Source organism: Streptomyces sp. NBC_01089 (assembly GCF_045162975.1).
GTDB lineage: Bacteria > Actinomycetota > Actinomycetes > Streptomycetales > Streptomycetaceae > Streptomyces.
In genome coordinates, this window is record NZ_CP108660.1 from 1,536,054 (window position 1) to 1,555,287 (window position 19,234).

Here is a 19,234-nt window from a genome sequence, read left to right on the forward strand (position 1 = left end):
GTGGGGGCAAGGACCGCGAGCGGGGCGGTACTGGGGGCTCCGGGCGGCGCGCGCTGGGAAGTTGTGACGTTCCTAGGAGGCACAGCGCCGCCCGGAGAGCTGGGGGACGGTCAGGTGGCCGTGAGGTGCTCCGGCCTGATCGGTGTCCGGTTCAGTTCGAGCCCGGTCGCGTTGCGGATCGCCGCGAGTACGGCCGGGGTGGAGGACAGGGTCGGGGCCTCGCCGATACCGCGCAGACCGTACGGCGCGTGCTCATCGGCCAGTTCGAGTACGTCGACCGGGATCGTCGGGGTGTCGAGGATCGTCGGGATCAGGTAGTCGGTGAAGGACGGGTTGCGCACCTTCGCGGTCTTCGGGTCGACGATGATCTCCTCCATCACCGCGACGCCCAGGCCCTGGGTCGTACCGCCCTGGATCTGGCCGACGACGGAGAGCGGGTTGAGCGCCTTGCCGACGTCCTGCGCCACGGCGAGTTCGATGACCTTGACCAGGCCCAGCTCGGTGTCGACCTCGACGACCGCGCGGTGCGCGGCGAACGAGTACTGGACGTGGCCGTCGCCCTGCCCGGTCACCAGGTCGAAGGCGACCGTGGGACGGTGGCGCCATTCCAGCTCCAGGTCGACCGCCTCGTCCTCCAGGACGTCGACCAGGTCGGCCAGGACCTCGCCGCCGTCGGTGACGACCTTGCCGCCCTCCAGGAGGAGTTCGGCCGTGGCCCAGGCCGGGTGGTACGTACCGAGCTTGACCCGGCCGATCTCCAGGACCTTCTCGCGTACCGCCTCGGCCGCGTTCTTCACCGCGCCGCCGGTCATGTACGTCTGCCGGGAGGCGGACGTCGAACCGGCCGAGCCGACCTGGGTGTCGGCCGGGTGGATCGTCACCTGGTTGACGCCGAGTTCGGTGCGGACGATCTGCGCGTGGACGGTGACGCCGCCCTGGCCGACCTCGGCCATCGCGGTGTGCACGGTCGCGACGGGCTCGCCGTTGATGATCTCCATCCGCACCCGGGCGGTGGAGTAGTCGTCGAAGCCCTCGGAGAAACCGACGTTCTTGAGGCCGACCGCGTACCCGACCCCGCGTACGACGCCCTCGCCGTGCGTGGTGTTGGAGAGCCCGCCGGGCAGGGCGCGGACGTCCGCGTCCTCGCCGGCCGAGAGCCACTGCTGCTCGGGCGGCAGCGGACGCGACTTGACCAGCCGCAGCAGCTCGGCGACGGGCGCCGGTGAGTCACACACCTGGCCCGTCGGCAGCAGCGTGCCCTGCTCCATGGCGTTGAGCCGGCGGAACTCCACCGGGTCCATGTCCAGCTTCGCCGCGAGCTTGTCCATCTGCGCCTCGTACGCGAAGCACGCCTGGACCGCGCCGAAGCCGCGCATGGCGCCGCAGGGCGGGTTGTTGGTGTAGAGCGCCAGGGCCTCGATGTCGACGTCGTCGATGACGTACGGACCGACGGCGAGCGAGGAGGCGTTGCCGACGACGGCCGGGGACGCGGACGCGTAGGCGCCGCCGTCCAGCACGATCCGGCACTTCATGTGGGTGAGCTTGCCGTCCTTGGTGGCCCCGTGCTCGTAGTGGAGCCTCGCCGGGTGGCGGTGGACGTGGCCGAAGAAGGACTCGAACCGGTTGTAGACGATCTTGACCGGCTTGCCGGTGCGGAGCGCCAGCAGGCAGGCGTGGATCTGCATCGACAGGTCCTCGCGGCCGCCGAACGCGCCGCCGACGCCGGACAGCGTCATCCGGACCTTGTCCTCGGGCAGGCCGAGTACGGGCGCGATCTGCCGGAGGTCCGAGTGCAGCCACTGGGTGGCGACGTACAGGTCGACACCGCCGTCCTCCCCGGGCACCGCGAGGCCGGACTCGGGGCCGAGGAACGCCTGGTCCTGCATGCCGAAGTAGTAGTCGCCGGTGACGACGACGTCGGCGCGCTGCGCGGCCCCGTCGGCGTCGCCGCGGATGATCGGCTGGCGGTGCACGATGTTCGGGTGCGGGACGTGGCCGATGTGGTGGTCGTCGCGGCCCTCGTGGACGAGCAGCGCGTCCGGGCCGGTCGCCGACGCCTCGTCGGTGATGACGGGCAGCTCCGCGTACTCGATCTTGATCTTGGCCGCGGCACGGCGCGCCGTCTCCGGGTGGTCGGCGGCGACGAGGGCCACCGGCTCACCGTGGTGGCGGACCTTCCCGTGGGCGAGAACCGGCGTGTCCTGGATCTCCAGGCCGTAGTTCTTCACCTCGGTGGGCAGGTCGTCGTAGGTGAGCACCGAGTAGACGCCGGAGGTCGCGAGCGCCTCCGAGACGTCGATCGACTTGATCTCGGCGTGCGCGGTGGTGGAGCGGAGCGTGAAGCCCCAGAGCATGTCCTCGTGCCACATGTCGGACGAGTAGGCGAACTCGCCGGTGACCTTGAGGGTGCCGTCGGGGCGGAGCGTGGACTCGCCGATACCGCCCTTGGTCTTCGAACCCTGCTGGATATTGGTGGGTGAACCAGTGACGCCCATGATCAGACCGTCTCTTCCTGGCGAGCGGCCGCGAGGCGGACCGCGTCGAGGATCTTCTCGTAACCGGTGCAGCGGCAGAGGTTGCCGGAGAGCGCCTCGCGGATGTCCGCGTCGGACGGCGAGTCGTTCTGCTCCAGCAGTTCGTCGGCGGCGACCAGCAGACCCGGGGTGCAGAAGCCGCACTGCACGGCGCCCGCGTCGATGAACGCCTGCTGGATCGGGGAGAGTTCGCGGGCCTCGCCGGTGGCGCCGTCGGCCGGCTTGGACTGCCAGCGCTTGGCGGCGTCCAGGCTGGTGCCGCAGTCGGACGAGGCGCAGCCGGTGCCGGGGTGGGCGCCGTCGCGGTGCTTGGCGTAGTCGGCCAGGCCCTCGACCGTGACGACCTCGCGGCCCTCGGCCTGGCCGGCGGCGACCAGGCAGGAGCAGACCGGGACACCGTCGAGGCGCACGGTGCAGGAGCCGCACTCGCCCTGCTCGCAGGCGTTCTTGGAACCGGGCAGGCCCATGCGCTCACGGAGCACGTAGAGCAGGCTCTCGCCCTCCCAGACGTCGTCGGCCTCCTGCGGACGGCCGTTGACCGTGAAGTTCACGCGCATTATGCGACTCCCTCTGTGCTGCGGCCGTTGCCGCGGTACGACTCCCAGGTCCAGCCGAGCGTGCGGCGGGCCATGATGCCGACGGCGTGGCGGCGGTAGCTGGCCGTGCCGCGGACATCGTCGATCGGGTTCGCGGCACCGGAGACCAGCTCGGCGAACTGCTTGGCGATCGACGGGGTGATGATCTTTCCGTTGTCCCAGAAGCCGCCCTCTTCGAGCGCCGCGTTCAGGAAGTCCTCGGCCGCCTTCGCCCGGATCGGGGTGGGGGCGGCCGAGCCGATGCCGGTGCGCACGGTCCGGGTCTCGGGGTGCAGCGCGATCCCGAAGGCGCACACCGCGATGACCATGGCGTTGCGGGTGCCGACCTTGGAGTACTGCTGCGGGCCGTCGGCCTTCTTGAAGTGGACCGACTTGATGAGCTCGTCGGGTTCGAGCGCATTGCGCTTCACCCCGGTGTAGAAGTCGTCGATGGGGATCAGGCGGGAGCCGCGCACGGACTCGGCCTCGACCTGGCAGCCGGCGGCGAGCAGCGCCGGGTGGGCGTCACCGGCGGGCGACGCGGTGCCGAGGTTGCCGCCGACACCGCCGCGGTTGCGGATCTGCGGGGAGGCGACGGTGTGCGAGGCGAGCGCGAGACCGGGCAGCTCCGTGCGCAGGTTCTCCATGATCCTCGCGTACGGAACGGACGCGCCCAGCTGGACGGTCTCCTCGCCGACGTGCCACTCGCTGAGGAGGCCGATGCGGTTCAGATCCAGGAGGTACTGGGGCCGGCGGTGGTCGAAGTTGATCTCCACCATGATGTCGGTACCACCGGCGATCGGCACAGCCGTGGGGTGCTCGGCCTTGGCGGCGAGCGCCTCCTCCCAGCTGGCGGGGCGAAGGAAGTCCATGAAGCGGCTCTCTTCTTCTCATTCGGGTTGTTCGCTGGGGCCCGGGACGGCCGGCCCTCGACTGGACGTTCATCTGCTGTTAACGCTTGACGGCACAAGTACACAAGCCGGGCCGCGCGGGGTGCAGTCACCGAAACCATGAAGGAGTTGGCTGGTGACCTTGGTCGTCTTGTATGTTCGAACGAAAGACGGAGTTCAGGTACCTCTCGGCTTTCCTCGGGAAACGACAAGTTCCGCCGACCGGCTGCACCGGAACGGCGGACGACATGGATCGGCGGCGACGAGATGCGGCTGCGCGCACTGCTGGACACGGACGCACTGGGCCTGCGGCTGCTCGGCGGTGAGGATGAGCTGGACCGCACGGTCCGCGGTGTGATGACGACGGATCTGCGCGATCCGAGCCGGTACCTCACCGGTGGTGAACTGGTCCTCACGGGGCTCGCCTGGCGGCGCACCGCAGAGGACTCCGAGCCGTTCGTACGAATCCTGGCGAGCGCCGGGGTCGTGGGCCTGGCCGCGGGCGAGGCGGAGCTGGGGGCCATCCCGGACGACCTGGTGGCAGCCTGTGAGCGTCACCGGCTGCCGATCTTCGCGGTGGAGGAGTCGGTCGCCTTCGCGGTCGTCACCGAGTACGTGGTGCGCCAGGTCTCGGGCGAGCGGGCCGGGGACCTGGCCGCGGTCGTGGACCGGCACCGCAGGCTGATGACGTCGGGCCCCGCGGGCGGTGGCCCGGACGTGGTGCTCGATCTGCTGACCACCGATCTCGATCTGCACGCGTGGGTGCTCTCGCCCACCGGACGCCAGATCGCCGGGGCGGGCGCCCCGCTGCCGGAAGGCGCCGGGGCCGTGCTCGCGGCCGGGCACCTCGCCGCGACCAGGACCGGCCGCCGCGGCCCGCACCGGATCACGGTGGGCTCCACCTCGTACTCGCTGTTCCCGGTGCGGGGCGGCGGGCGCGGTGTGGCATCCGGGCTGCGCGATGTGCGCGAGACCGTGCTCTCCGACTGGCTGCTCGCCGTCGAGGCGGACGCGAGCGACTGGCCCGCCGCCCGGCTCGATCTGCTCCAGGGCGTGACCCAGCTGATCGCGGTCGAGCGCGACCGGCGCGACGCGGCCCGCACCGTACGGCGCAGGCTCGCCCAGGAAGTGCTCGAACTCGTCCAGACGGGTGCGCCGCCCGCCGAGATCGCGGCCCGGCTGCGGGTGGCGGCGCCGGTGCTGATGCCGGGGATCGGGTCGGCCCCGCGCTGGCAGGTGGTCGTCGCCCGGGTGGACTGGGAGCAGCAGGAGGGCCCGGTGATCGACGCGGGTCCTGTGGCCCAGTCCCTGCTGGAGGAGATCCTCGTCGAGCAGGCGCTGCCGGGCGGCGGCGGTCCCGGTTCGTCCGACCGGATCGCGGTGGCCCACACGGGTGACGAGGCCATCGCGCTCGTTCCGCTGCCGCCGCTCACCCAGGGGGCCGGTGACGACGGTACGGAGCAGGGCCCGGACGCCGGGCTGCACGCCGACGAGCTGCTCACCTCCGTACGCGAACCGCTCACGGCCGGGCTCGCCGACGACGGGCGGCTGACGCTCGGGGTCTCCGCTTCGGTGCACTCCGCCGAGGGGCTGCGCGGCGCCCTGGAAGAGGCCAGGCACGCCCGGCGGGTGGCGGCGGCCCGTCCCGGCCGGGTCTGCGCGGCCGGCCACCACGAGCTCGCCTCGCATGTGCTGCTGCTGCCGTTCGTCCCCGACGACGTGCGCCGGGCGTTCACCGCCAGGCTGCTCGACCCGCTGCGGGACTACGACAGGCGGCACCGGGCGGAGCTGATCCCGACGCTGGAGGCGTTCCTCGACTGCGACGGTTCGTGGACCCGCTGCGCGACCCGGCTCCACCTGCACGTCAACACACTGCGCTACCGCGTCGGCCGGATCGAGCAGTTGACGGGACGTGATCTCTCGCGCCTGGAGGACAAGCTCGATTTCTTCCTGGCCCTGCGGATGAGCTGACGCGCCGGGCCCCGGCGGGGGTCCGCGCGGACCGGCAAGATTGTGAATTGATTCACCCGACCCCTTGGCCCGGCGTGCCAATCCGTGCTGAGATGCGCCCAGACTCAACAGCTCAATGGTGCGCTCGGGGAGGGCAATGTGGCCTATACCGCCATGTCTGGTTACGGAACGACACCTGATGACGATCCTCCACTCCAGACCGCGGTATGGCGGCTGCGCTCGCGCGGCTGCTGGGCGGACGCGGCCGCCCTGCTGGAACCGCACGCGAAGCACGACGCCGAAGCGGCCCTGCACCGGGCCGCGCTGCTGATCGAGCGGTGTCTCTACACGGAGCAGGGCTGGACGGACGCGGAGGACGCCCTGCGGACGGCCGAGGCGCTCGCCCGCGGCGACGAGGCACGCGGTGCCGCCGCCTGCGAACGCGGCCAGCTCGGCTACGCGTCCACGCTCCTGGGCATAAGGGACCGGGCCGACGAGGCACGGGCCGCGATGGGCAGGGCGGCCGCGCTGATCGCGCCCGGCTCGCCCGGCCGGCCGCTGCTGGACTTCCGCCGCGGGCTGATCGCCCAGAACCTCGCCGACTCGGCCCAGTCGGCGCGCGCCGCCTACCGCCGGGCCCACGCGGGCGCCACGGCACACGGCCAGACGCTGCTGCTCTCCTTCACCTGGCGCCATCTGGCCTCGCTCGCCCTGCGCGAGGGCGAACTCGCCGAGGCGAAGCACGGCTTCACCGAGTCCTTGCGGATACGGGAGGAGCTGGGCTATCTCGTCGGCACGGCCCCGGCACTCGCCGCGCTGGCCGACGCGGAGCCGGAACCGGAGGCGACCAGGCTGCGGGCCGAGGCGGCCCGGCTGTTCCGGCTGCTCGACGGCGTACCGACCTGGCTTGCGGCGCAGCTCACCCCACCGGCCGCGGCGGTGTGAGCCGCGGGACAGGGGTACGGGAGCACCGGTGTGCGCCGCCGGAGTACGGGAGCGCCGTCGGCGGCACTCGGCCGGGTTCTCCCGCCGCCGGGCGCTCCGTCAGCTCGGCCGGGCTGTGTCAGCCCGGCGATCCCGTGAAGTGCTCCCGTACGAGCGACTGGACGACCGCGAGGTCGCGTGCGATCAGGGCGTCCAGCAGGGCCGTGTGCTCCGAGGCGTCGGCCAGGAGGTCGGCGCGCCGGGTGACGGGCGCGCTCACCAGCGGCCACTGGGCCTTGCGGTGCAGGTCGTCGGCGACGGCGACCAGCTGCTGGTTCCCGGAGAGCCCGAGCACCGCCCCGTGGAAAGCGCGGTCGGACTCGGCGTAGCGGGCACGGTCACCGACCGCGGCGGCGGAGACCGTGGCATCGGCGAGCGGCCGCAGCCCGGCCCAGCGGCCCGCCGGGACGGTGCGCGCCAGCCGCAGCATCACCGGGACCTCGATCAGGGCGCGCACCTCGGCCAGTTCGGCGAGTTCCCGTGCGCTCCGCTCGGCGACCCGGAAGCCCCGGTTCGGCACGACCTCGACCGCGCCCTCGACCGCCAGCTGCTGCATGGCCTCACGTACCGGGGTGGCGGAGACACCGAAGCGCTCACCGAGCACCGGACCCGAGTAGACCTCGCCTGGAACCAGCTCGCCGTCGACCAGGGCGGTGCGCAGCGCGTCGAGTACCTGGCCGCGCACCGAGTGGCGGCGTACCGGCTTCGCCCCGGCGGGCGCGGGCAGACCGGGCACCGGCCGTACGGCGGGGGCGGCCGGTGCGCAGCGGCTGTGCTCACCACCGGACGGACCAGTCGCCTCGCCCCGATCCGACCGATCCGAGCGCTCGGGGCTGCGGGCGGGATCGGGGATCCGGGCCGGGCCGGGCGGGTACGCGGGCACGGACGGCTGCACCACGTCGCGTGCTCTGCCCTGTTCCACCTGGGTCCTCCTCCGGCGTCCTGTTCAGCACGATAGGCGGACCGGGCCGCAGTTCAAACATCGATCGGATCGGATAAGGTAAGGCTTACCTGCAAACGATCGCGATTCGGTGGTCCCTGCATGACTGTCTCCACCCTGCTGCGCTCCCCCGTCACCGCCGCCTACGAGCGGCTGGCCGAGGTGTTCCCCAGTCTGTCCGTCACCGAGTCGGCGGACGCTCCCGCCCCGTCCGGCGGCGGCTGGGTGACCGCGGCCGGCCTGGCGGCGGGCGGCGCCGACCTCGACGCCTTCCTCGACTGGGACAGTGCCCAGGTGCTGCGCGACTACGGGCAGCACGCCAGGTCCGACGTCATCGCCGGCTTCGGCTTCCACCGGTACGCCTGGCCCGCCTGTCTGCTGATCACCGTCCCGTGGTTCCTGCACCGCAGGGTGCCGAGGCTGCCGGTCGGCTCCGTCGCCTTCCAGCGCACTCTGGGCCGGATGGCCGTGAGAACCGGTGCTTTCGCCTGCCTGCCGGACGACCCGGCCGCCGGTGAGCCCGGGGCGTATGTGGTGGCGGACGAGGACGCGCTGCGCGCCGAGGTGCGGGCGGCCGTGGCCGAGCATCTGGAACCGGTGCTGGACGGCTTCGGGCCGCGGATGCGCCGCGGCAGGCGGGCCCTGTGGGGGATGGCGACGGACGAGATCGTCGAGGGCCTCTGGTACGTCGCCCATCTGCTCGGCGACGAGGCGCGCGGGGTGGCGGAGCTGGAGCTGCTGCTGCCGGGCACGACCGCCCCGTACGTCGGCACCGCGGGCTTCCGCGAACTGGCCGGGCCGCAGGGCAGGACGCTGCCGACCCGCGACCGGGCGAGCTGCTGCCTCTTCTACACCGTGCGCCCCGGGGACACCTGCGTCACCTGTCCCCGCACCTGCGATGCCGACCGAGTCGCCCGGCTCAGCGCCGACACCCCTCCTTCGGCTGACTGAATTCGAACCCAACACGGCTCATACGCAAGGCAGTTCGATCAGATCGCCCCTATCCGGTGCTCCCCGCACTCCGTTGGCGTGCTCTTGTCCCGAAACGCTCTGGGCGCCCCGGGATCTGGGCCAATATTGCGGCCGCAATGCACTGACGCGATGCAAGGGACACCGCATGCGACTGACCGACATATCTCTGGACTGGCTGCTTCCCGGTGGCGTGATGATCGCGGGGGTCCTGGTCGCGGTGGCGGTGCTCGTGCGCGGCAGGCGCTCCGCCGACAAGGGTTCGGCCGACGACACCTGGGAGCGCAGCGAGGAACGCAGACGGCACAAGGAGGCGGTGTACGGCACCGCCTCGTATCTGCTGCTGTTCTGCTGCGCGGCGGTCGCCGCCGCGCTGTCCTTCCACGGGCTGGTTGGCTTCGGCCGGCAGAACCTCAACCTCACGGGCGGCTGGGAGTACCTGGTTCCGTTCGGCCTCGACGGCGCCGCCATGTTCTGTTCCGTGCTGGCGGTACGGGAGGCGAGCCACGGTGACGCGGCGCTCGGCTCGCGCCTGCTGGTGTGGACGTTCGCCGGGGCCGCCGCCTGGTTCAACTGGGTGCACGCGCCGCGCGGTCTGGCCCACGCGGGCGCCCCGCAGTTCTTCGCGGGGATGTCGCTCTCGGCCGCGGTGCTGTTCGACCGCGCGCTGAAGCAGACCAGGGTGGCCGCGCTGCGCGAGCAGGGGCTCGTGCCCCGGCCGCTGCCGCAGATCCGGATCGTACGGTGGCTGCGGGCCCCCCGGGAGACCTTCGGCGCCTGGTCGCTGATGCTCCTGGAGGGCGTACGGACACTGGACGAGGCGGTCGACGAGGTCCGCGACGACCGGCGCAAGAGGGAACAGGACCGGCTCCGGAAGCGGGAGCACGAGAAGCTGGAGCGGGCTCACCTCAAGGCGATCAACCGGCAGCACCGGTCGCTGGGGCGCGGCCGGGCCGGCCGTCAGGTGGAGGCGGCGGCCGCACCCCCGGCCGTCGGCGCGGCGAAAGCGGTATCGGAGCCTGCCATACCCGAGCCAGGACAGCTGCCCTTACGCTCCAGGCCCTCCCTGCAGGCCGTGACGAGCCCTGACTCCGACCGGGCCACACCGGGAACCGATGCCACGACCGTCGACCTCACCGCCGAGGACGACACCCAGACGCTCCCCCGCCTCGACTCCCTGGAGCAGAAACTGAAGGATCTCGAACAGCAATTCGGCTGAGTGGCCGACGGCTCGGCCCAGCGGCCCGGAGGCGGTCAGGTGTGGTTCACACCTGACCGCCTTCGAGTTCGAACCAGACCGACTTGCCCACCTCGTGCGTCCGCACCCCCCAGGCGTCCGCCAGCGCCTGCACCAGGGCGAGCCCCCGGCCGTGCGTACTCTCGTCGGACGCCCGGTAGGGCTCAGGCTGCCCGTCCGTGAAGTCCCGCACCTCCACCCGGAGTCCGGCCGGGCCGACCCCGGCCGTGACGACCGCTCCCCGGTCCGTGTGGATCAGCGCGTTCGTCACCAGCTCGCTGGTGAGCAGCTCGGCCACATCGGCGCTGCTCTGACTCCCGCACCGCCGCAGCAGCTCCCTCAGCCCGTGCCGTACGTCCTTCACCGCCGGCAGATCCCCCCGGCCCAGTCTCCGGCGGAGCCGCCCGCTCCGGCGCCCCCCTGGCGTGCCGGAGCCCTGGCCGCGCCGGTCAGGTGCGGTACTCATGCCACTATGACGCCCCGTCATATCCCCCGCCTGCAAGTCGTGGTGCTCTGTGGTGGTGCTCTGCCGTGTCCGAACGGCCTCACGGAATGCATGCCCGGCAGGCGGGTGCTCACGCATGGCGGGCGGGTGCCGTGCGCTCCGCCGGGGAAGGCAAGCGGGGAACGTCACGCCGAGCCGATTCCGTAGGAGCCGCGATGCACGACGACCGATCGCTGGTCGAGGGCCGCCTGGAGCGGGCCCTCAACCAGTTCATCCGCCCCGCTCAGTACACCGACCGGGTGGCGCTCACCCTGTCCGTCTGGCACGTGCCGGGTGAGCCGGTGCCCGTGGCGGACGCGCTGCGCGGCACGTACGAACCCTTCGCGGCGGGGACGCAGTGGGGCCGGCCCTGGTCGACCAGCTGGTTCCGGCTGGCGGGCGCCGTCCCGGACGCCTGGGCGGGCCGCCGGGTCGAGGCCGTGATCGATCCGGGGTTCACCGGTGACGGCCCGGGGTTCCAGGCCGAGGGGATGGTCTACGACGCCGATGGCGTGCCGGTCAAGGGCATCCATCCGCGCAACCGCCATGTGCCCGTCGCGGCCCCCGCCGCGGGCGGCGAGCAGGTGCGGCTGCTCCTGGAGGCCGCCGCCAACCCGGCCGTACTGCGGCACGGTTTCGAGCCGACTCCGCTGGGCGATGTGCTGACCGCGGGCGACGACCCCGTCTACCGCTTCGCATCCGCGGATCTCGCCGTGCTCAACGAGGACGTCTGGCAGCTGGTCATCGATATCGAGGTGCTCTCCGAGCTGATGCGGGAGCTGCCCACCGACCGGAGCAGGCACCACGAGATCCTGCGCGCCCTTGAGGACATGCTGGACGCGCTGGACCTGCACGATGTGCCGGGCACGGCGGCGGCCGGGCGGGCGGCGCTCGCCCCCGCGCTGGCCAGGCCCGCCGACGCGGGCGCGCACCGGATCTCGGCCACCGGCCACGCCCATATCGACTCGGCCTGGCTGTGGCCGCTGCGCGAGACCGTACGGAAGGCGTCGCGTACCTTCGCCAATGTGACCGCGCTGGCCGCCGACTACCCGGAGCTTGTCTTCGCCTGCTCGCAGGCCCAGCAGTACGCCTGGGTCAAGGAGCACCAGCCGCACATCTGGCAGCGCATCAAGAAGGCGGTGGCGGACGGCAACTGGGCGCCGGTCGGCTCCATGTGGGTCGAGTCCGACGCCAATATGCCGGGCGGCGAGGCGCTGGCCCGGCAGATCGTGCACGGCAGGCGGTTCTTCGCCGAGGAGCTGGGTGTCGAGACCGAGGAGATCTGGCTGCCGGACTCCTTCGGCTACACGGCGGCCTTCCCGCAGCTGGCGAAGCTCGCGGGGATCAGGTGGTTCCTCACCCAGAAGCTGTCCTGGAACCAGGCGAACCGGATGCCGCACCACTCCTTCTGGTGGGAGGGCATCGACGGGACCCGGGTCTTCACCCACTTCCCGCCCGTCGACACCTACAACTCACAGCTGCACGGCACCGAACTGGCCCATGCCGAGCGGAACTTCGCCGACAAGGGCCGGGCGACCCGCTCCCTGGTGCCGTTCGGCTGGGGCGACGGCGGGGGCGGTCCGACCCGCGAGATGCTGGAGAAGGCGCGCAGGCTCCGGGACCTGGAGGGCTCACCGCGCGTGGAGATCGAGCGGCCGTCGGCGTTCTTCGCTGCGGCCGAGGAGGAGTACGGGCGGCAGGCGCCGGTCTGGTCGGGCGAGCTCTATCTGGAGCTGCACCGCGCCACGTACACCACCCAGGCGAAGACCAAGCAGGGCAACCGGCGCAGCGAACACCTGCTGCGGGAGGCCGAGTTGTGGGCGACGGCCGCCGCGCTCCGGTCGGGGGCGTACGCCTATCCCCACGACGAGCTGGACCGCATCTGGAAGACCGTGCTGCTGCACCAGTTCCACGACATCCTGCCGGGGTCGTCGATCGCCTGGGTGCACCGGGAGGCGCGGGAGACCTATGCGGGGGTACGGGAGGAGCTGGAGGCGATCATCGCCGGGGCGCTCGCAGCGCTGGAACTCGGCCCTGACGTGCGGCCGTTGAGCGAGACCCATACCCCCGGGGCGGTGCTCAACGCGTCACCGTACGGGCGCCGCGAGGTCGTGCGCACCGACCGCCACGGCGGCACGGCGGACGGCGCCCTCGCCTTCGCCGAGGTACCGCCGCTCGGGTCCGCGCCGCTCGGCGGCACGGCGCCCGGCGCCGCCGTCACGGTGGCCGTGGACGGCCCGGAGACCGTGCTCGACAACGGGCTGCTGCGGGCCACGGTGGACGCGGACGGGCTGCTGTCCTCGGTGCGCGACCTGACGGCGGGCCGCGAGGTCCTGGCGCCCGGGAGCCGCGGCAATCTGCTCCAGCTGCACCCCGACCACCCCAACCAGTGGGACGCCTGGGACATCGACCGGCACTACCGGCGCAGCCGCACCGATCTCACCGACGCCGATTCGGTGGAGGTCGTCGCCGAGGGGCCGCTGCGGGCCGCGGTGCGGGTCGTGCGGACCTTCGGGGCCTCCCGTATCACTCAGGAACTGCGGCTGGACGCCGAGAGCCCGCGCCTCGACATCGTCGCCGAGGTGGACTGGCAGGAGTCCGAGAAGGTGCTCAAGGCGGCCTTCCCGCTCGATGTGCACGCCGAACGGTCGACGGCCGAGATCCAGTTCGGCCATGTGCACCGCGCCACGCACACCAACACCAGCTGGGACGCGGCCCGTTTCGAGATCTGCGCGCACCGCTGGCTGCGGGTCGCCGAACCGGGGTACGGGGTCGCGGTGCTCAACGACTCGACGTACGGCCACGATGTGACCCGGGCGGAGCACCGGGACGGCCTGGGCACGACCGTACGGCTGACGCTGCTGCGCGCGCCGCACAGCCCGGACCCGGAGGCGGATCTGGGCACCCACCGGTTCAGCTACGCGCTGTACCCCGGCGCCGGGGTGACCGACGCCGTACGGGAGGGGCTCGCGCTCAATCTGCCGCTGCGGACGGCGGACGCGCCGGCGCTCGCGCCGCTGGTGACCACGGACCATCCGGCCGTGACGGTGGAGTCGGTGAAGCTCGCGGAGGACCGGGGCGGTGATGTGGTGGTGCGGCTGTACGAGTCGGCGGGCGGCCGCGCGGACGCCACGGTCGGGTTCGGCTTTCCGGTGGAGCGGGCCGAGGTCACCGACCTGCTGGAGCGGCCGCTGCGCGAGGTGACGGCCGACGGGGACAGGCTCGCGGTGACGCTGCGGCCCTTCCAGATCCTGACCCTGCGGCTGCGCCCGGCCTGAGCGGGGCCGGTCGCGTACGGCCGGGCGCGTACGGTGCTGCTCAGGCGGGGCGCGTAGGGCCGGGCGCGACCGGTTACGGCCGGGGCATGTTCCGCAGGTTGGAGCGGGCCATCTGCACCATCCGGCCCACCCCGCCGTCCAGCACGATCTTGGACGCGGAGAGCGCGAAGCCGCTGACCATGTCCGCGCTGATCCGCGGCGGGATGGAGAGCGCGTTGGGGTCGGTGACCACGTCGACCAGGGCCGGCCCCTTGTGCTTGAAGGCGTCCGCGAGCGCCCCGGCCAGCTGTTTCGGCTTCTCCACGCGGACGCCGTAGGCCCCTGCGGCCCGTGCGATGGCCGCGAAGTCGGAGTGCTGGTGGGTGGTGCCGTACGCGGGCAGGCCGCCGACCATCATCTCCAGCTCGACCATGCCGAGTGCGGAGTTGTTGAAGACGACGACCTTCACCGGCAGGTCGTACTGCACGAGAGTCAGGAAGTCGCCCATCAGCATCGAGAAGCCGCCGTCGCCGGACATCGCGACGACCTGCCGGTTCCGGTCGGTGAACTGGGCGCCGATGGCCTGCGGCAGGGCGTTGGCCATCGAACCGTGGCTGAAGGAACCGATCACCCGGCGGCGGCCGTTGGGCGTCAGGTAGCGGGCCGCCCACACGTTGTTCATCCCGGTGTCCACGGTGAACACGGCGTCCCCGTCGGCCACTTCGTCCAGGACGGACGCCACGTACTCGGGGTGGATCGGGGTGTGCTTCTCGACCTTGCGGGTGTACGCCTTGACGACCCCTTCGAGGGCGTCGGCGTGCTTCTTCAGCATCTTGTCGAGGAACTTGCGGCTGGTCTTCGCCTTCACCCTCGGGGTCAGCGCCAGCAGCGTCTCGCGCACATCGCCCCAGACGGCCAGGTCCAGCTTGGTGCGGCGGCCGAGGTGCTCGGGGCGGATGTCGACCTGGGCGATCTTCACGTCGTCGGGCAGGAAGGCGTTGTAAGGGAAGTCGGTGCCGAGCAGGAGCAGCAGATCGCACTCGTGCGTGGCCTCGTAGGCGGCTCCGTAGCCGAGGAGCCCGCTCATGCCGACGTCGTAGGGGTTGTCGTACTGGATCCACTCCTTGCCGCGCAGCGCGTGGCCCACCGGGGACTTGACCCGCTCGGCGAACTCCATCACCTCGGCGTGCGCCCCCGCCGTGCCGGCGCCGCAGAAGAGCGTGACCCGGTCCGCCTCGTCGATCAGCCGGGCCAGCTTCTCGATCTCCGCCTCGCCGGGGCGCACGGAGGGGCGCGAGGTGACCAGCGCGCTCTCGCCGGTCCGGTCCGGGGCCTGGGCCCCCGCGATGTCGCCGGGGAGCGTGACCACGCTGACACCGCTCTGGCCGATGGCGTGCTGGATGGCGGTCTGGAGCAGCCGCGGCATCTGCTGCGGGCTGGAGATCATCTCGCTGTAGTGGCTGCACTCCTGGAACAGCCGGTCGGGATGGGTCTCCTGGAAGTAGCCGAGGCCGATCTCGCCCGAGGGGATGTGCGAGGCCAGGGCGAGGACCGGCGCCATGGACCGGTGGGCGTCGAACAAGCCGTTGATCAGATGCAGATTCCCGGGGCCGCAGGATCCGGCACAGGCCGCGAGCTTCCCGCTGACCTGTGCCTCGGCGCCTGCCGCGAAGGCGGCGGTCTCCTCGTGCTTGACCTGGATCCAGTCGATGGACGCGTTGCGCCGGATGGCGTCGACGACGGGGTTCAGGCTGTCGCCGACGACTCCGTACAGGCGCTCCACACCCGCGCGGACGAGGATGTCGACGAACTGCTCCGCAACGTTCTGTTTGGCCATGCCTCCATCAACCCATGGGCGCCGGGGGCGCGCCTGCGCTGTTACGCCTTCTCAGCCCTCTCCTCCCCTCCGCCTTCTCGGCCCTCCCTCTGCCGATCGGCCCAGCCGGTGGTGGTCAGCTCTCCCAGACCGCTGCGGCGGTGCGGTCGTCGGCGTACCCCTTGACACGCACCTGGGCGTCGGCCAGGAATTCGGCGAGCCCCGGCGGCTCGGTGGGCGACCAGCGTGCGGCCAGTTCACCGGAGAGCGCCGGCTCGCCGCGCAGCGGTTCGGCGAGGCCCGCGCTGCACAGCAGCAGGGTGTCGCCCGGCCTGGCCACCGACGCACGGAAGCGGAACGGCTCGGTGGGCGACGGCGCGGGCGCCGGGGCCGCCGAGGACGGAGGCTCGGGAGGGTACGTCCCGGAGGGGTGGACTTCGGAGGGGTACGTCCTGGAGGTGTGGACCTCGGAGCGGTGGACGTCGGAGGGGTGGACTTCGGAGGGGTGGACTTCGGAGGGCGCCGAGCCGAAGCCGAGCACGGCCTCCCCCACGGTGTCGGCGGGGCCGGGCTCCGCGGGCTCCATGTCCTGCCAGGCGCCGTCCCGGAGACGGAAGAGCCCGCCTCTGCCGACGCCGAAGAAGACCCTGGTACGGCACTCGGGGTCCCCGGAGAGCAGCAGACAGCGCAGGGACGCCGTGTACTCGTGGGGTTCCAGGCCCAGTTCGGCGGCGCGGGCCCGCAGCTTGCCGAAGCCGCGGCCGGTGAGGCGGTGCAGCCCGGACTTGAGGTCCTCCCTGCGGCCCGCCCTGATGTCCTCGGAGAGCCGCAGCCTGCTGCGTCCGACGGCCCCGCCGATCCACCGGCAGGCATCGGCCGCCGCGAGGTGCGCGCTGTGCGAGGCGCGGGCGCCGCTGGCCACGGCAACCAGGACGAGCGCGCTGTCGCCGCTGCCGAACCGGGCGGTGAGCAGGGCGTCCCTGCGGGGCTCGCCCCGGTACCGCGCGGAGTCCCCGCGTACGGAGGTGGCGCGCACGGTGTACGAGCCGTACCGGGCGCCGTCGAGGACGGTGTCGGCGACGAGCTCGTCGAGGGCGTCGGGGTTCGCGTCCTGGAGGGCCGTGGGCTCGGCGTCGTAGGTGGGCGGCCCATCACCCACATGGGCGACACCGGGGCGCGGCGCGGGTGCCTTCGGCGCGGCTGTGGCCTCCGGAGGCGGCGGGGTCTCGGGCAGCCGTCCAGCTTGCGGCGGCGCAGGTTCGGGGGGTGGGGCGGCCTCGGGCGGTGGGGCGGGTTCCGGTAGCGGGGCGGTCGCGGGCCGCCACGCAGGCTCCGGGGGCGGTGCAGCCTCCGGCGATGGCGCAGGTTCCGGCAGCGCAGGCTCCGGTAGCGGGGCGGTCGCGGGCGGCGGCACGGTCTCGGGCCGCCACGCAGGCTCCGGGGGCGGTGCAGCCTCCGGCGATGGCGCAGGTTCCGGCAGCGCAGGCTCCGGTAGCGGGGCGGTCGCGGGCGGCGGCACGGTCTCGGGCCGCCACGCAGGCTCCGGGGGCGGTGCAGCCTCCGGCGATGGCGCAGGTTCCGGCAGCGCAGGCTCCGGTAGCGGGGCGGTCGCGGGCGGCGGCACGGTCTCGGGCCGCCACGCAGGCTCCTGCGGGGGCGCGGCCTCCGGCGGCAGTGGTTCGGGCTGCCCTGTGGGCTGCGGTGGCCGCGCAGGTGCAGGCGCGGTGCCGGGCGGGGCACCGCTTCTCCCCCGCTGGAACGGGAACGTACGGGAAGGCAGTACGCCGTCCTCAGGCGGCTCCCACGGCGCCCGGCCCTCCGCCCCGGCCACCGGCCACGCCACACGCGCGGGCCCCGCCGCGGACGGATCAGCCGCAGACGGATCAGTTCCCGGCGGATCAGTTCCCGGCGGATCAGTTCCGGGCGGATCGGCCGCAGACGGCAAGTGCCCTTCCGTACCCGGTGGTTCGGGTCCGTCCGCGCCAGGAACCGCGCCCCGCGCGGCGCCCACCGCCCCCGCCGCGGAGACGAAACGGTCGTCCAGGGTGTCGCCCTTGTCGGCGGTCGCCCGGTCCTCTGCGCTCTCGTCGTACAGCCGGCCCCACCAGTCGTCGGCGGTGGCGGGCTTCTCCCCCTGCTGACTCATGCCCCTATTGTCCACCGATGGGGTGGTCCCGGTACAGAGCACGCGAAAATGCCCGTTGGGCCGCACCGCCCCCCACGGGGGTGCGGCCCAACGGAGTTGCGGAACGGGCGCCGCAAACCGCCCGATACGGTCAACCGGGCGCGGCGGTGAGCCGGGTTCTGTTACACCAGTTCGATCACCCTGGCAGAAACCGGAGTTGAGCGGCGATGATGTGCCATGGCGGAAACCCGCCGTGACTCAAAACCGCCACCGGATCGAGGTTCCCTTGCTCGGCGTCATAGGTCTGGACGACGTTCAGGAGTCGGCGTACCGCTCACTCGTCGCGCTGGGCGCGGCCGATGTGGCCGACCTGGCGCACCGGCTCCAGCTCCCCGAGGCCGATACGGAACGCGCCCTGCGCCGCCTCGAACGGCACGGTCTGGCCGCCCAGTCGTCCGCCAGGACCGGCCGCTGGGTGGCCGCGCCGCCGGGTGTCGCGCTCGGCGCGCTGCTCACCCAGCACCGCCACGAGCTGGAACAGGCCGAACTGGCGGCGGCGTTGCTGGTCGAGGAGTTCCGGGCGGAGGCGAGGGAGCCGGCCGTACTCGACCTGGTGGAGGTGGTCACCGGGGCGAACGCGGTGTCCCAGCGCTTCCTCCAGCTCCAGCTGGGCGCGACGGACGAGGTGTGCGCGCTGGTGACGGGCGGCGATCCGATCGCGGTGTCCGGCGTTGACAACGATGCCGAGGAGCGGGCGGCGACCCGCGGGGTCGCCTACCGGGTGGTGCTGGAGCGGGTCGTCCTGGAGGCGCCCGGCGGGATCGCGGCGCTGGCCGAGGCGATGGGCCGCAAGGAACAGGTACGGGTCGTCGACCGGGTGCCGACGAAGCTGGTGATCGCGGACCGGAGCCTGGCGATGGTGCCGCTGACCGGCCGGGGCGCACAGCCTTCCGCGCTCGTCGTCCATGGGAGCGGACTCCTGGAGTCGCTGCGCGGGCTGTTCGAAGCGGTCTGGCGGGAGGCGCTGCCCCTGCGGCTGGGGCACGGCGGAGAGGTCGCCGAGGAGGGCGAACCCGGGCCCGATGCCACGGATCTGCAGATCCTCTCGCTGCTGCTGGCCGGGATGACGGACGCGAGCGTCGCCAAGCAGCTGGAGCTCGGGCTGCGCACGGTGCAGCGGAGGGTGAAGGGCCTGATGGAGCTGACCGGGGTCAGCACACGGCTGCAGCTCGGCTGGCACGCGTACGAGAAGGGATGGGTCGCCCGGGACCCCGCCCGGAACACCGCCACCCTGAGCACAGCAGCCCTGAATGCCGCCGCCACCCCGGGCACGGCAGCTCTGAATACAGCCGCCCCGAGCACAGCCGCCCCCACGAGCACCGCCTCCCAGGGCACGCCCGGCCGGAGCACACCGGCCGGGACCGTCGAGGGAAGCGGCTGACGGCCCCCGGCGTCCGCGCCCGGCACACCCGC

The 19,234-nt window shown here is 72.6% G+C and carries 13 protein-coding genes; 6 read left to right on the forward strand and 7 right to left on the reverse strand.

From position 1 onward, the window contains the following. Positions 1 to 110: 110 nt before the first annotated feature. Genes OG510_RS06830 through OG510_RS06840 form a run of 3 tightly spaced genes read right to left on the reverse strand, consistent with a single transcriptional unit; the run spans position 111 to position 3,981 of the window. Positions 111 to 2,495, reverse strand: coding sequence for a xanthine dehydrogenase family protein molybdopterin-binding subunit (locus tag OG510_RS06830; protein ID WP_406135870.1), 2,385 nt, complete (start codon positions 2,493 to 2,495; stop codon positions 111 to 113). Between the two features lie 2 nt (positions 2,496 to 2,497). Then, the gene (locus tag OG510_RS06835; RefSeq protein WP_406135871.1) at positions 2,498 to 3,091 is read right to left on the reverse strand and encodes a (2Fe-2S)-binding protein; all 594 of its coding nucleotides are present in this window, start codon (positions 3,089 to 3,091) and stop codon (positions 2,498 to 2,500) included. Then, the gene (locus tag OG510_RS06840; RefSeq protein ID WP_406135872.1) at positions 3,091 to 3,981 is read right to left on the reverse strand and encodes an FAD binding domain-containing protein; all 891 of its coding nucleotides are present in this window, start codon (positions 3,979 to 3,981) and stop codon (positions 3,091 to 3,093) included. The genes OG510_RS06835 and OG510_RS06840 overlap by 1 nt, the downstream gene beginning before the upstream one ends. 285 nt (positions 3,982 to 4,266) lie before the next feature. Between OG510_RS06840 and OG510_RS06845 the strand changes: the two genes are divergently transcribed. Beyond that, complete coding sequence (locus tag OG510_RS06845; protein ID WP_406135873.1) at positions 4,267 to 5,970, forward strand: PucR family transcriptional regulator; 1,704 nt, start codon at positions 4,267 to 4,269, stop codon at positions 5,968 to 5,970. Positions 5,971 to 6,123: 153 nt separating this feature from the next. Then, positions 6,124 to 6,894 carry a hypothetical protein gene (locus OG510_RS06850; RefSeq protein ID WP_406135874.1) on the forward strand — a complete coding sequence of 257 codons (771 nt, stop codon included), beginning with the start codon at positions 6,124 to 6,126 and terminating at the stop codon, positions 6,892 to 6,894. A gap of 118 nt (positions 6,895 to 7,012) precedes the next feature. Here the strand turns inward: OG510_RS06850 and OG510_RS06855 are convergent, their stop codons facing one another. Beyond that, on the reverse strand, positions 7,013 to 7,855 hold the full coding sequence (locus OG510_RS06855; RefSeq protein ID WP_406135875.1) for a GntR family transcriptional regulator: 843 nt from the start codon (positions 7,853 to 7,855) through the stop codon (positions 7,013 to 7,015). 120 nt (positions 7,856 to 7,975) lie between these two features. Between OG510_RS06855 and OG510_RS06860 the strand changes: the two genes are divergently transcribed. Together OG510_RS06860 and OG510_RS06865 are read left to right on the forward strand one after the other, a co-directional pair. Next, the gene (locus OG510_RS06860) at positions 7,976 to 8,824 is read left to right on the forward strand and encodes a (2Fe-2S)-binding protein (protein ID WP_406135876.1); all 849 of its coding nucleotides are present in this window, start codon (positions 7,976 to 7,978) and stop codon (positions 8,822 to 8,824) included. 166 nt (positions 8,825 to 8,990) lie between these two features. Next, on the forward strand, positions 8,991 to 10,061 hold the full coding sequence (locus OG510_RS06865) for a DUF2637 domain-containing protein (protein WP_406135877.1): 1,071 nt from the start codon (positions 8,991 to 8,993) through the stop codon (positions 10,059 to 10,061). A 46-nt stretch (positions 10,062 to 10,107) separates the two neighbouring features. On the opposite strand, the gene OG510_RS06870 is transcribed toward OG510_RS06865, so the two are convergent. Next, the gene (locus tag OG510_RS06870; RefSeq protein ID WP_406135878.1) at positions 10,108 to 10,545 is read right to left on the reverse strand and encodes an ATP-binding protein; all 438 of its coding nucleotides are present in this window, start codon (positions 10,543 to 10,545) and stop codon (positions 10,108 to 10,110) included. 194 nt (positions 10,546 to 10,739) lie between these two features. Here OG510_RS06870 and OG510_RS06875 point away from each other — a divergent pair, with 194 nt between their 5' ends. After that, positions 10,740 to 13,841, forward strand: coding sequence for an alpha-mannosidase (locus tag OG510_RS06875; protein ID WP_406135879.1), 3,102 nt, complete (start codon positions 10,740 to 10,742; stop codon positions 13,839 to 13,841). A gap of 73 nt (positions 13,842 to 13,914) precedes the next feature. On the opposite strand, the gene OG510_RS06880 is transcribed toward OG510_RS06875, so the two are convergent. Next, positions 13,915 to 15,657 (reverse strand): pyruvate dehydrogenase, encoded by a 1,743-nt coding sequence (locus OG510_RS06880; protein WP_164267061.1) that lies wholly within the window; start codon positions 15,655 to 15,657, stop codon positions 13,915 to 13,917. Positions 15,658 to 15,772: 115 nt separating this feature from the next. Then, positions 15,773 to 16,795: a protein phosphatase 2C domain-containing protein gene (locus OG510_RS06885; RefSeq protein WP_406135880.1), complete on the reverse strand. Its 1,023-nt coding sequence runs from the start codon at positions 16,793 to 16,795 to the stop codon at positions 15,773 to 15,775. Between the two features lie 1,252 nt (positions 16,796 to 18,047). On the opposite strand from OG510_RS06885, the gene OG510_RS06890 reads away from it, so the two are divergent. Continuing rightward, positions 18,048 to 19,202, forward strand: a complete 1,155-nt coding sequence (locus OG510_RS06890; protein WP_406142321.1) for a helix-turn-helix domain-containing protein — start codon at positions 18,048 to 18,050, stop codon at positions 19,200 to 19,202. Positions 19,203 to 19,234: the final 32 nt, after the last annotated feature.